The following is a 13,132-nucleotide window of genomic DNA, read 5'->3' as shown; positions in this document are numbered from 1 at the left end:
CGGGCCGGTGTACACCCAGCCCCGCACGACCTGAGCTGCGAACCTTGACCGACATATCGAACACGAAGGACGGCATGTGACCACCGACGCTTCCACCACGGCAGCTCGCCGACCTGGTGAGCAGGCGCTCGCCGCGCTCGGCCTGGGTGCGCCCGCTCTCGATCCCGCCGACGCCTCACCCCACGGGTTCCCGGGCGGCGGCCGCTGGCGCACCGAGGTCCCTTCGTGCGAGGGCCCCGAAGCGCTGGCCGTCATCCTGAAAGAGGCCTCACGCCTCGACGTGCCGATCCACCGGATCAGCCAGGGCAGCGGCGTGTGGATGCTGACCGACGCGGAGATCACCGACATGGTCGACTCCACCGCAGAGCGTGACATCGAGCTGTGCCTGTTCACCGGCCCCCGCGGCACCTGGGACATCGGCGGCTCGACGCGTACCGACTCCCGGGGCGGCGGACTGCGTGCCCGCGGCCACGACGCCGTCGCCGGATGCGTCGAGGACGCCCTGCGGGCGACGGAGCTGGGCGTAAAGTGTCTGCTCGTGGCCGACGAGGGCGTGTTGTGGACGCTGCACCGCGCCCGCACGGCCGGCGTCATCCCGGCCGACACGACGCTGAAGGTGTCGGCGCTCATCGGCCCCGTCAATCCGGCCGCGTACGCGGTGTACGAGCGTCTCGGCGCCGACTCCGTGAACGTGCCCAGCGACCTGACGCTGGATCACCTCACGGAGATCCGGCGGGCGTCGGCCGCCCCCATGGACATGTACATCGAGGCCCCCGACGATCTCGGCGGGTACATTCGGATGTACGAGGTCGCCGAGCTGATCCGGCGCGGCGCACCGCTCTACCTGAAGTTCGGCCTCTCCAAGGCGCCGGGCATCTACCCTTACGGTCACCACATGCGCGACGTGGCGCTCGCCACAGCCCGGGAACGGGTGCGTCGCGGACGTCTGGCCCTCGACCTGCTCGCCCGTCACGGAGCGGACGGAGACATGGCCCCCCTCGGCTCGAGACTGCCCGGCGAACTGCACAGGTTCGACGCCGGGTCATAACGTTCCGGAAACCTTGCTTCACAGAAGCCGACACAGGCGCGCAGAATCCCACACATCGCTTCTCGGTCTTTCCGGCGTCGCTCCGGGAGCGTCCTTCGCAGCGCGAGACCGATCCCTGCACACACATCAAGGATGTTGATCATGCGTAACCGCAGAGCCGCCCTCGCCGCCATAGCCGGAGCCGCCTCCCTCGCCCTCACCCTGTCCGCCTGCGGACAGTCCGGTGAGGGCGGCAGTGAGGAGAAGGCCGGCGACGCCAAGGGCGGCACCATCGGCATCGCGATGCCGACCAAGTCCTCCGAGCGCTGGATCACCGACGGCGCCAACGTCGAGAAGGACCTCAAGGCCAAGGGCTACAAGACCAAGCTGGTCTTCGGCGAGGACGACCCCGACCAGCAGGTCTCGCAGATCGAGAACCTGATCACCCAGGGCGTCAAGGCCCTGATCATCGCGGCGATCGACAACAAGTCGCTGAACAACGTCCTCCAGCAGGCCGCCGACGCCAAGATCCCGGTCATCTCCTACGACCGCCTGATCCTCGGCTCGAAGAACGTCGACTACTACGCGTCCTTCGACAACGAGAAGGTCGGCAAGCTCCAGGCCACCTACCTCGTGGACAAGCTGGGCGTGGCGTCCGGCAAGGGCCCCTTCAACATCGAGCTGTTCGCCGGCTCCAACGACGACAACAACACGAAGTACTTCTTCAACGGCGCGATGAGCGTGCTCCAGCCGTACATCGACAGCAAGAAGCTCGTGGTCAAGTCCGGCCAGACCAAGATGACCCAGGTCACCACCCTGCGCTGGGACGGCGCCACCGCCCAGAAGCGCATGGAGGACATCCTCACCTCGTCCTACAAGAGCGGCAAGGTCGACGCGGTGCTGTCGCCCTACGACGGCATCTCCATCGGCATCATCGCCGCGCTGAAGTCGGACGGCTACGGCACCGCCGCCAAGCCCCTGCCGGTCATCAGCGGCCAGGACGCCGAGCTGGCGTCCGTGAAGTCGATCATCGCCGGCCAGCAGTCGATGACCGTCTACAAGGACCTCCGCAAGCTCGCCCAGGTCGCCACGGACATGGTCGACGCCACCCTGAACGGCAAGAAGCCCGAGATCAACGACACCAAGTCGTACGACAACGGCACCAAGGTCGTCCCCGCCTACCTGCTGCAGCCGGTGAGCGTCGACAAGACGAACTACCAGAAGGAACTCGTCGACGGCGGCTACTACACCGCGGACCAGCTCAAGTAAGCGTCGAACCTTACGGATTGGAAGGCACGACCATGGCGGGACCCGTCCTGGAAATGCGCTCGATCGTCAAGACCTTTCCCGGCGTCAAGGCGCTGTCAGACGTCTCATTGACCGTCCGTCAGGGCGAGGTCCACGCCATTTGCGGTGAGAACGGCGCCGGAAAGTCCACCTTGATGAAGGTGCTCTCCGGCGTCCATCCCCACGGCAGCTACGAGGGCGACATCCTCTTCGAGGGGGAGGTCGTCCAGTTCAAGGACATCCGGGCGAGCGAGCAGCACGGCATTGTGATCATCCACCAGGAGCTGGCGCTGTCGCCGTACCTCTCCCTGGCGGAGAACATCTTCCTCGGCAACGAACACGCCAAGGGCGGGTTCATCGACTGGCGGGAGACTCTGCGGCACGCCACTGAGCTGCTGCGCCGGGTGGGTCTCGACGACCACCCGGAGACCCGCGTCGCCGACATCGGCGTGGGCAAGCAGCAGCTCGTGGAGATCGCGAAGGCGCTCTCCAAGAAGGTGAAGCTGCTCATCCTCGACGAGCCCACCGCGGCGCTGAACGACGAGGACAGCGGCAAGCTCCTTGATCTGATGCTGGAGTTGAAGCGCCAGGGCATCACCTCGATCATCATCTCCCACAAGCTCAACGAGATCCGCAAGGTCGCGGACTCGGTGACGATCATTCGCGACGGGCACTCCATCGAGACGCTCGACGTGAAGTCGGCGGAGACGACCGAGGACCGGATCATCAGCGGCATGGTCGGCCGCGACCTCGACCACCGCTTCCCCGAGCGCACCCCGCACGAGGCGGCGGAGAAGGACGCGGCTCCGGCCCTGGAGATCCGCGACTGGACCGTGCACCACCCGATCGACCAGCAGCGCAAGGTGGTCGACGACGTGTCGATCCAGGTGCGCCGCGGGGAGATCGTCGGTATCGCCGGCCTCATGGGCGCGGGCCGCACCGAGCTCGCCATGAGCGTCTTCGGGCGCTCCTACGGCCGGCACGCGGGCGGCACGGTCCTCAAGGACGGCAAGGAGATCCGTACGAAGACGGTCGCCGAGGCCATCGGCCACGGGATCGCGTACGTCACCGAGGACCGCAAGCACTACGGCCTCAACCTCATCGACACGATCAACCGCAACATCTCGCTGACCGCCCTGAACAAGGTCGCGAAGCGGGGCGTGGTCGACGAGCAGGAGGAGCGGCAGGTCTCCGAGGGCTACCGCAAGTCGATGAACATCAAGGCCCCGACCGTCTTCGAACCGGTGGGCAAGCTGTCCGGCGGCAACCAGCAGAAGGTCGTCCTCAGCAAGTGGATCTTCGCGGGTCCGGACGTGCTGATCCTGGACGAACCGACGCGCGGTATCGACGTCGGCGCCAAGTTCGAGATCTACACGGTCATCGACCAGCTGGCCGCCCAGGGCAAGGCGGTCGTCTTCATCTCCTCCGAGCTGCCGGAACTGCTCGGCATGTGCGACCGCATCTACACGATGGCCGCCGGACGGCTCACGGGCGAGTTCCCGCGGGCCGAGGCCACGCAGGAAGTGCTGATGCGTCAGATGACGAAGGACAAAGAGGTAACGCGATGAGCACGGACGTGACCGACAAGAGCCCGGCGGCCGCGCCGCCCGGGAAGAGCGGGGGCTCAGCCTCCGGCGGCGGGCTGCTGCAGGTGATGCTCGACGGCCTGCGCCGCAACATGCGCCAGTACGGCATGCTGATCGCGCTCGGCCTGCTCGTCGTCCTGTTCCAGGTGTGGACCGGCGGCGACCTGCTGCTCCCCCGGAACGTCTCCAACCTGGTCCTGCAGAACAGCTACATCCTGATCCTCGCGATCGGCATGATGCTGGTGATCATCGCGGGCCACATCGACCTTTCGGTCGGTTCGGTGACGGCGTTCACCGGCGCCTTCGCGGCCGTCCTCACCGTCCAGCACGACGTGTCATGGCCTGTGGCGCTGGTGCTGTGCCTGGTCGTGGGCGCGGTGGCCGGATCGGTGCAGGGCTTCCTGATCGCCTATCTCGGCATACCCTCCTTCATCGTCACCCTCGCGGGCATGCTGCTCTTCCGCGGTCTGACGGAGATCCTCCTGGAGGGCCAGACCCTCGGCCCGTTCCCGGACGGTCTGCAGAAGATGGGCAACGGCTTCCTGCCGGAGGTCGGCCCGAACACCAACTACCACAACCTGACGCTGCTGCTGGGCTTCGCCCTGCTGGCGTTCGTGGTCCTGCAGGAGGTCCGCGACCGCAAGCGGCAGCAGGAGTTCGCCCTCGACGTGGTGCCCAGGAACCTCTTCCTGCTCAAGCTCGTCGCCATCGCCGCCGCGGTCCTCACGGTCACGATGCTGCTCGCCAGCTACAAGGGCGCGCCGATCATCCTGATCATCCTCGGTCTGCTGGTCGTCGGCTACGGCTACATCATGCGCAACGCGGTCTTCGGCCGGCACATCTACGCGATCGGCGGCAACCTGCCGGCGGCGAAGCTGTCGGGCGTGAAGGACAAGAAGGTCACCTTCCTCGTCTTCCTGAACATGGGCGTGCTCGCGGCCCTGGCGGGTCTCGTGGTCGCCGCCCGTCTGAACGCGGCGTCGCCCAAGGCGGGCCTCAGCTTCGAACTCGAGGCGATCGCCTCGTCGTTCATCGGTGGCGCGTCCATGAGCGGCGGTGTGGGCACCGTCCTCGGCGCGATCATCGGTGGTCTCGTCCTCGGTGTGCTGAACAACGGCATGAACCTCCTCAGCGTCGGCAGCGACTGGCAGCAGGTCATCAAGGGTCTCGCCCTGCTGATCGCGGTCGGCTTCGACGTGTGGAACAAGCGCAAGTCCGGTTCCTGAACCGACGAGCGGGCCCCGCCTTCACGGCGGGGCCCGCTCGTGTTTCCAGGGGCGGGCGGCAACAGGAAGTGGAAGGCGGGAAACAGTGCAGACGCTCTTCGGCGTGCTGGCCGACGGCACCGAGGTCTCCAGCTGGTCGCTGGAGAACGGCGGGACCCGACTGAAGGTCCTCGACTACGGCGGGATCGTGCAGTCGTTGGAGATCCCCGACCGGGACGGCCGGTACGCCAACGTCTCCCTCGGGTTCTCCACCCTCGACGACTACGTGGCGGGCAGCCCCTACTTCGGGGCGCTCATCGGCCGCTTCGGCAACCGCATCGCCGCGGGCCGCTTCACCCTGGACGGCGAGAGCCACCAACTGCCCCTCAACGACGGGGACCGGAGTCTGCACGGCGGCGCCGAGGGCTTCGACCGGCGCGTCTGGGACGTCGAGCCGTTCACCGAGGGACCGGACGTCGGTCTGCGTCTGCGCCTGACGAGCGCCGACGGCGAGATGGGCTACCCCGGCACGCTCGAGGTGAAGGTGACGTACACCCTCACCGGCGGCGGCGACTGGCGGATCGACTACGAGGCCACCACCGACAGGGCCACCGTCGTCAATCTCACCAACCACGTCTACTGGAACCTCGCCGGCGAGGGCAGCGGCTCCGTGCACGACCACGAGCTGGAGATCGCCGCCGCCCGCTACCTGCCCGTGGACCAAGGGCTCATCCCCACCGGTGAACTGGCCGACGTCGCCGGCACCCCCTTCGACTTCCGCACGGCCAAGGCGGTCGGCCGGGACCTGCGCGTCGCACACGAGCAGTCGCTGCACTGCAAGGGCGTCGACCACAACTACGTCCTCGACAAGGGCGTCACCGCCCGGCCGGAACCGGTCGCCGTCCTGCGGGACCCCGCCTCCGGCCGCACCCTGCGCATCGCGACCACCGAGCCGGGGCTGCAGTTCTACTCGGGCAACTTCCTCGACGGCACGCTCGTCGGGACCGGCGGCCGCACCTACCGTCAGGGCGACGCGCTCTGCCTGGAGACCCAGCACTTCCCGGACGCGCCGAACCGGCCGTCGTTCCCCTCCACGGTGCTGCGCCCCGGTCAGACGTACCGGTCGACGACGATCCACTCGTTCGGCTGCTCCTGACCCGTCAGCAGCTTGTTTTGACATCTGCTTCACAGTTAAACCACAATTTCCCACCGACTTCCCGTCGGTTGAACACCGTCACCCGAACCCCCGTATGTAAGGACGGCCCGTGCTCCCCCGCGCGGGCCACCCAATGACGACGGGCCCGGTCGTCCCCGCCGGGCCCGCCCCATACGGAGGTTCCATGGCCGACAACGTCTCCTCGTTGTTCCGCAACAACGCGGCGCACAGCCCGTCGATGGCGGCGCTGACACGGGAGGGCGGCGAGGGGGTCGGCCCGGTGGACTTCTGCATACCCTGCAACCCCTACTTCCCCACTCCGGCGATGTTCGACGAGATGGCGGCCCGGCTGCGGGACATCATCACTTACTACCCGAGCAGCGCCGACACCATCACCGCGGAACTGTGCAGCCTGCTGCAACTCCCGCCGCAGGCCGTCGCCATGGGCAACGGCTCGACGGAGCTGATCACCTGGATCGACCATCTCCTGGTCCGTGAGTCGCTCGCCGTCCCGGTCCCCACCTTCGGGCGCTGGACCGACCAGCCCATGGAGACCGGCAAGCGGGTCGACATGTTCCCGCTCCAGGAATCCAGCGGCTTCGCCCTCGACCTCGCTCAGTACGCCGAGTTCATCCGTGCGCGGGGCACCCGGGCCGCGGTCATCTGCAACCCGAACAACCCCGACGGCGGGTTCCTGCACAAGCACGCCATCGTCCAGTTCATGGACGCGATGGCCGACCTGGACCTGATCGTCATCGACGAGTCGTTCCTGGAGTTCGCGGACGCCGAGGCCGAGCCGAGCGTCGTCCAGGAGGCGATGCTGCGGCCCAACGTGGTCGTCCTGCGCAGCCTGGGCAAGAACTTCGGCCTGCACGGCATCCGCTTCGGCTACCTGGTGGCCAACCCGGCGCTGGCCGGCCGGGTCCGCTCGATGCTCCCGAAGTGGAACCTCAACTCCTTCGCCGAACACGTGGTGTTCATGCTCAAGCAGCACGGCGCCGAGTACGCGCAGAGCCTGCAGCAGATACGCCGGGACCGCCTCGACATGGCAAGCCAGCTCAGCGCCCTGCCGGGCCTGACCGTCTACCCCTCCCAGGGGAACTTCCTCTTCGTGCGCCTGCCCGTCGGCGCCGAGGGCACCGTGGTCCGCGACCGGCTGCTCGCCGAGCACCGCATCCTGGTCCGTGAGTGCGGCAACAAGATCGGTTCGTCGAGCCGCTTCCTGAGGCTCGTGGTGCGCCCCCAGGTGGACGTGCGCCGACTGGTGTCCGGCATGGAGCAGGTGCTCTACGGGACCAGACGGGGAGCCCCCGTGCCCGAGCTGAGCCCCGGCGCCGGCTACAGCTCGGGCACGGCGGCGGTGGACCGGCTGGTCACCAACGGGGCGGGCATGCACGGCCTCGCCGCTCAGGCCATGGGTGTCGCGCCGCCGGGACTGGTGGCAGCCGCCCCGGCCGCCGCCCCGGCGATGCCCGCTCCCGCGCCGTCCGAGGGCGCCGGGGTGCCGTTGCCCGCCGCGGCACAGATCTTCCCCCAGTCCGTGCCCGCACCGGCGCCGGCACCAGCGCCCGCCCCGGCCCCCGTTCCGGCGCCGGCCCCCATGGCCCCGGCGGCGGCGATGTCCCCGGCGGCCATGGCACCGCCGCCGATGTCCCCGGTGGCGATGTCCCCGGCCGCCATGGCACCTCCGCCGATGTCCCCGGCCGCCATGTCCCCGGCCGCCATGGCACCTCCGCCGATGTCCCCGGCCGCCATGTCCCCGGCCGCCATGGCACCTCCGCCCATGTCTCCGGCCGCCATGTCGCCCGCGGCGATGTCCCCGGCGATGGCCCCGCCCATGGCGCCGGTCGCTCCCGCGCCGCCGATGGGCCCGACCCCGCCCGGCGTCCCGGCCCGCGGCGGTCTCACGGCCGCGCAGGTCAGAGGTACCAACGGCCTCTCCCCCGCCGCCGCGACCGGCTGGCCCAACGCCCAGAGCTGGCCGAACGCCGCGGGGATGGGCCAGGCGGGTTAGACACCCAGTCGCCTGGGAGCAGTCGACGGGGCCGGGGGTGGCCACCCGCGCCACTCCACCCTCCCCCAGGAACACTCACGTCCGACGGGACGTCACCCGATGTGCGGTGGCGTCCAGTCGGCGTGCCGGAGCGCGACGCGCAGCATCACCGCGGACGGCACCAGCCGCACCCCGGTGTTGCGCAGGGCCATGGCGAGGGGATGCGTCAGCCGGTGCCCCATCCGGCCGGCCTGCCGGGCGGCGCGGGCCACGGACTGGCTGCGCGGTCGCCGTAGGGCGTCGTAGCGGCGCAGCGCGGACGCGGTGGTGGGCTCGGCCGCGAGGCAGAAGGCGAGCACGGCCGCGTCCTCGAGCGCCTGACTGGCTCCCTGCCCGAGGTTCGGGGTCATCGCGTGCGCCGCGTCGCCGAGGAGCGCGACCCGGCCTACGGTGAACGTGGGGAGCGGGGTGACCAGTTCGCTGATGTCGTGGTGCAGGACGTCGTGCGGACGGGTCGCGTCCAGGAGCGCCGGGACGGGGTCGTGCCAGCCGTGGAAGCGGCGGCGCATCTCGGCGAGGGGATCGGGGTGGCGGACGCCCGGCGGGGCGGTGAGCACCGCGTGCCATTCCGCCCGCCCGTCGGCGAACAGGATGTGCCCGAACTCGGCCCCCGCGCCCCAGGTCAGCTCCAGGTCGGCGGGCAGGTCGCGGAGCGGACTCGCGGTGACGGCCCGCAGGACCGTCGAGCCGCTGTGGACCGCGCCCGGATGCCCCGGGAACAGCTCCGCGCGCAGCCGGCTGTCGACGCCGTCGGCGGCGACGACGAGATCGGCGTCCGCGCCCACGCCGTCGACGCCGGTCACCTCCACCCCGGTCTTCACACATCCCGCGGCCAGCGCCTCGCGCAGGACGCGGTGCAGGTCGGCGCGCAGGACACCGCCGACCGGCGCGCCGAGCCGGCGCTCGAGGGCCGCTCCGTCCATCCGGGACAGCAGGCGGCCGTCGGGGGTGAAGGTGCCGCCCGTGTACAAGGGGCGCACGACGGTGCGGATCGCCTCGCCGACGCCCAGCGCGTCCAGCGCCCGCACCCCGTTGGCGTGCAGGGAGATGCCCGCGCCCACGTCGGCGAAGGCGGGGGCGCGTTCCAGGACCGTCACGTCCCAGCCGATCCGGCGCAGCCCGATCGCGGCGGCCAGCCCGCCGATGCCCCCGCCGACGACCACCGCGTTGCGACCCATGCCCCACCGGCCCCCTCCGCCCGCCGCGCGGCGAGCCGAGGCCCCATGATCGCCCAGGCGACCGGCAACCTCTTCGCCAGAGTCTGCCAGTTGGGGAGTTCGACCTCCGCTCGCACCGTCCTGCCGGGTGCCGGGCACGGTCCGGCACCTCCCAGCGGGCGGCGAGCGCGTCGACGAGGAGCAGCCTCCGGCCGCCTTCGTCGAGAGGGCGCGGAACGGGGACGGCACACGGAGGTCACACGGGGACTGATCGACCTCGTGCTGCAGATCTCCGACCCCGACTTCATCGCCTACGCGGCGAAATGAGCGTCGGGGCCGCCCACTCCGAAAGGAGCCGGGCGACCCCTTCTCCGCCTACTTAGCCGGGCACTGCTGCCAGGCCATGTGGTAGATCGTGCTGAGGTCGCCGTCGGTCGAGTCCATCGTCATGAAGCTGACCTTGCTCGGCGAGGACGAGCCGGCGTTGACGCGGAGTTCGGTGTTGATGTTGAAGTTGCGCTGGACTCCGCAGGGGGCCCAGACGAGTTGGGCCCAGTCGGTGATGTCGGTGGCCTGCCAGTTGTCGTTGTAGGAGCCGGGGAAGTTGTGGGTCTTGAACACCGTCTGCGACGACCCCTGGAAGTAGTACGAGGCCCGCTGCACGGCGCTCGCGCCGGGCTGGAGCGAGGCGTAGCCGCGGTAGTCCGCCTTGGCGATGGCGTACGTGAAGCCCGAGGGGACGTGGACGACCAGGTTGAGCTGGCAGTTCTTGCGGAACGCGGTGGGGTTGGAGCCCCCGCCGACCTGGGCGAGGTAGTCGCTGTAGGTCACGGTGAAGGCGGTGTTGTCCTCGGACACGGCGACGGCGGCCGTGCCCGCGGGACAGCCGGAGCCGTTCACCGTGGCGACGTCGATGACGATCCTGTCCGGCGGCGGGTTGTCGAACACGGGGGACGAGTTGTGCGCGGGCACCGCCGCGGTGATCAGAGCGGCGACAGCGCCGCCCAGAAGCAGCCCACTTGCCATGGTCACTCTCCTTGGTTCAACGGAAGACCTGTGGAGTTCCTGTGAAGAACTGGGGGGGCGATGGCATCGTAGGGAGGCCGATGAGGTGCGGCCAGGTAGAACTCCGGCCATTCACCCAGTCCCGTTCACACCCCCACCGAGATGCCCGAACTCGCCTGGAAACAACGGGAGTTCACCGTTGCGTCCACGGCGGGATCCGGACAGTCCGGGGCCACGGATCTCCGTACCGCTCAGAGCGGAACCCGGCCCCTGACCCGGGCCCCCGTGCTCACGGGTTCTCCCAGGCCGCCGGTTCCGCCGCCAGTTCCTTCACCGGGGCCGGCAGCGCGTCGGCGGCGATGTCGGCGATCGTGACGCCCTCCAGGATGCGGCGCACGTTGGCCCGCAGCGCGATCCACAGCGGCAGCAGGGGCTGCGCGGTCCCCGTGTACGACAGTCCCGTCGGGCGTTCGCCGCGCACGGACACGATCGGGCCGTCCACCGCCCGGATGACGTCCGCGACGGTGATCGCCGCCGGGTCGCGGGCCAGCCGGTACCCTCCGCCACCGCCGCGCCGGCTGTCGACGATGCCGCCGCGCCGCAGGTCGCCGAGGATCCCCTCGAGGAACTTGTGCGGGATGTCCTGCTCGGCGGCGATCGCCTCCGCCTTCACCGGGTCGCCGCCCTGCCGCACCGCGAGCTCCAGCACCGCCCGCACCGCGTAGTCCGCTCTTGCCGAGATCCTCATGCGTCCATTTTGACATCCTCCCCTCTTGACAGAGGGGGGCTCCAACCCGGTGGGGCCGAGGTTCACGGACGCTCGACCGCTGGTTGGGCGATGTCGTCCCTCCGGCACCGGCTGTCCGCAGGGGTGACGGTGACGCCCCGGTAGACGCCGATGACCGTGTCCGTGCCGGGTGCCTCGGCCGGGTGAAGGACTTTGCCGGAAGGACCGGGCGCCCTGCCCGGAAACCAGGTGGGGTCAGCGGCCGGCCGAGCCCGCCGCCGACCCCGTTCCGGCGACGACCGGGCTCATGCCAGCCGGATCACGTTCCACGACAGCGGCTCCAGAGTCGCCGTCAGCCCGCCGTCCGTCAGCGCGGTGCCCTCGGCCGGGTGCGGGGCGACCCGCTCGGGGTCGGCGAGGGTGTTGCGGGCGTCCGGGTCGGCGTCCGCCAGCACGCTGTGCTCGACGACCGAGGTCAGTTCCAGCCCGTGCAGGGCGACCTGGAGCGGCAGCGCGTCGGTGCGGCTGCGGTTCACGGCGAAGACGGTGACCGTGCCGTCCTCGGCGCGGACCGCAGTGGCGTGCAGCAGGTCCGTCGTGCCGTGCTTGCGCGTCTCGTACGTCGGCGAGTCCACCCGCACGTCGAGGACGGTGCCGCGGCCGTACCGGGACGCCTGCGCGAACGGGAAGAACGTCGTCTGCCGCCAGGCCGGGCCGCCCGGCTCGGTGAGGATCGGCGCGATGACGTTGACGAGCTGGGCGAGGCAGGCGACCGTCACCCGGTCGGCGTGCCGCAGCAGCGCGATGAGGAGCGAGCCGAAGACGACGGCGTCGGTGACGCTGTAGTTGTCCTCCAGCAGGCGCGGGGCCTGCGGCCAGTCCTCCTGCTCGAGGCCCTTCGCGTGCTCCTCCCACTCGCGCAGGTACCAGACGTTCCACTCGTCGAAGGAGAGGTTGATCCGCTTCTTCGACTTGAGCCGCGCGCCGATGTGGTCGGCGGTCGCCACGACATTGTCGATGAACGACTCCATGTCGACGGCGGAGGCGAGGAAGGAGTCGACGTCGCCGTCCTCGGGCCAGTAGTAGGCGTGCAGCGAGATGTAGTCGACGAGGTCGTACGTCTCGGCCAGGACCGTCGCCTCCCACTCGGCGAACGTCGGCATGGACTGGCTGGAGGAGCCGCAGGCGACGAGTTCGACGCCGGGGTCGAGCTGCCGCATGGCGCGGGCGGTCTCGGCGGCGACGCGGCCGTACTCCTCGGCCGTCTTGTGGCCGGTCTGCCAGGGGCCGTCCATCTCGTTGCCCAGGCACCACAGCCTGATCCCGAACGGCTCCTTGTCGCCGTGGGCGGCGCGCAGGTCGGAGAGGGCGGTGCCGGAGGGGTGGTTGGCGTACTCCTGGAGCTCCAGGGCCTCGGCGACGCCGCGCGTGCCGAGGTTGACCGCCATCATCGGCTCCGCCTGCGGGCCGATCTTCCGGAGGAAGCCGATGTACTCGGAGAGGCCGAAGCGGTTCGTCTCCGTCGAGTGCCAGGCCAGGTCCAGGCGGCGGGGACGCTCCGCGGCCGGACCGACGGAGTCCTCCCACTTGTAGCCGGAGACGAAGTTGCCGCCGGGGTAGCGGACCGCGGTGACGCCGAGTTCGCGGACGAGGTCCAGTACGTCGGTGCGCAGGCCCTCGGCGTCGGCGGTGGGGTGGCCGGGCTCGTAGAGGCCGGTGTAGACGCAGCGGCCGAGGTGTTCCACGAAGCTGCCGAAGAGGCGGGGGTCGACCTCGCCGACGGTGAAGGCGGGGTCGAGGGTGAAGCGGGCGGTGCTCATCTTGGCCTTTCGGGTTCGGTCTCGCCCCGACGCCCGGGCGGCCGGCCCTCCCCGGACCTCCTCCGTCGCGTCGCGGCCTGGTGGGCCGGTGGGCCGCTCGGTTCGACAT

General features: G+C 70.0%; 10 protein-coding genes. 6 read left to right on the top strand and 4 right to left on the bottom strand.

Annotated elements, in window-relative coordinates; translation table 11 throughout:
• Positions 1-76: 76 nt before the first annotated feature.
• The 6 genes from C6376_RS16575 (at position 77) to C6376_RS16550 (ending at position 8,275) form a co-directional block, all read left to right on the top strand.
• Entirely contained in the window at positions 77-1,048 is a 972-nt protein-coding gene (locus C6376_RS16575) for a hypothetical protein (protein WP_107444125.1), read from the top strand.
• 141 nt (positions 1,049-1,189) lie between these two features.
• Positions 1,190-2,296 (top strand): multiple monosaccharide ABC transporter substrate-binding protein, encoded by a 1,107-nt coding sequence (gene chvE, locus C6376_RS16570; RefSeq protein ID WP_107444124.1) that lies wholly within the window; start codon positions 1,190-1,192, stop codon positions 2,294-2,296.
• 32 nt (positions 2,297-2,328) lie between these two features.
• Positions 2,329-3,882: a multiple monosaccharide ABC transporter ATP-binding protein gene (mmsA, locus tag C6376_RS16565; RefSeq protein ID WP_107444123.1), complete on the top strand. Its 1,554-nt coding sequence runs from the start codon at positions 2,329-2,331 to the stop codon at positions 3,880-3,882.
• Positions 3,879-5,126 (top strand): multiple monosaccharide ABC transporter permease, encoded by a 1,248-nt coding sequence (gene mmsB / locus C6376_RS16560; protein ID WP_107444122.1) that lies wholly within the window; start codon positions 3,879-3,881, stop codon positions 5,124-5,126. Before mmsA ends, mmsB begins: the two co-directional genes overlap by 4 nt.
• Positions 5,127-5,211: 85 nt before the next feature.
• On the top strand, positions 5,212-6,261 hold the full coding sequence (locus tag C6376_RS16555; protein WP_107444121.1) for an aldose epimerase family protein: 1,050 nt from the start codon (positions 5,212-5,214) through the stop codon (positions 6,259-6,261).
• Positions 6,262-6,445: 184 nt separating this feature from the next.
• Positions 6,446-8,275 (top strand): histidinol-phosphate transaminase, encoded by a 1,830-nt coding sequence (locus C6376_RS16550; protein ID WP_107444120.1) that lies wholly within the window; start codon positions 6,446-6,448, stop codon positions 8,273-8,275.
• A gap of 92 nt (positions 8,276-8,367) precedes the next feature.
• Here the strand turns inward: C6376_RS16550 and C6376_RS16545 are convergent, their stop codons facing one another.
• The 4 genes from C6376_RS16545 to C6376_RS16530 form a co-directional block, all read right to left on the bottom strand.
• Positions 8,368-9,492: an FAD-dependent monooxygenase gene (locus C6376_RS16545; protein ID WP_107444119.1), complete on the bottom strand. Its 1,125-nt coding sequence runs from the start codon at positions 9,490-9,492 to the stop codon at positions 8,368-8,370.
• Between the two features lie 354 nt (positions 9,493-9,846).
• On the bottom strand, positions 9,847-10,497 hold the full coding sequence (locus C6376_RS16540; RefSeq protein WP_107444118.1) for a DUF4360 domain-containing protein: 651 nt from the start codon (positions 10,495-10,497) through the stop codon (positions 9,847-9,849).
• Between the two features lie 268 nt (positions 10,498-10,765).
• Positions 10,766-11,224, bottom strand: a complete 459-nt coding sequence (locus tag C6376_RS16535) for an Rrf2 family transcriptional regulator (RefSeq protein WP_107444117.1) — start codon at positions 11,222-11,224, stop codon at positions 10,766-10,768.
• Positions 11,225-11,508: 284 nt separating this feature from the next.
• A complete protein-coding gene (locus C6376_RS16530; RefSeq protein ID WP_107444116.1) occupies positions 11,509-13,023 on the bottom strand; it encodes an alpha-N-arabinofuranosidase in 1,515 nt (504 codons plus the stop codon).
• Between the last annotated feature and the right edge of the window lie 109 nt (positions 13,024-13,132).

The sequence above is a fragment of the Streptomyces sp. P3 genome (assembly GCF_003032475.1).
Taxonomy (GTDB): domain Bacteria; phylum Actinomycetota; class Actinomycetes; order Streptomycetales; family Streptomycetaceae; genus Streptomyces.
This window is presented reverse-complemented; position numbering and strand designations above follow the sequence as displayed.

Coding starts and splice junctions, on each gene's coding strand:
- chvE (WP_107444124.1), top strand. CDS start 1,190: ATGCGTAACCGCAGAGCCGCCCTCGCCGCCATAGCCGGAGCCGCCTCC.
- mmsA (WP_107444123.1), top strand. CDS start 2,329: ATGGCGGGACCCGTCCTGGAAATGCGCTCGATCGTCAAGACCTTTCCC.
- mmsB (WP_107444122.1), top strand. CDS start 3,879: ATGAGCACGGACGTGACCGACAAGAGCCCGGCGGCCGCGCCGCCCGGG.
- C6376_RS16550 (WP_107444120.1), top strand. CDS start 6,446: ATGGCCGACAACGTCTCCTCGTTGTTCCGCAACAACGCGGCGCACAGC.
- C6376_RS16545 (WP_107444119.1), bottom strand. CDS start 9,492: ATGGGTCGCAACGCGGTGGTCGTCGGCGGGGGCATCGGCGGGCTGGCC.
- C6376_RS16540 (WP_107444118.1), bottom strand. CDS start 10,497: ATGGCAAGTGGGCTGCTTCTGGGCGGCGCTGTCGCCGCTCTGATCACC.
- C6376_RS16535 (WP_107444117.1), bottom strand. CDS start 11,224: ATGAGGATCTCGGCAAGAGCGGACTACGCGGTGCGGGCGGTGCTGGAG.
- C6376_RS16530 (WP_107444116.1), bottom strand. CDS start 13,023: ATGAGCACCGCCCGCTTCACCCTCGACCCCGCCTTCACCGTCGGCGAG.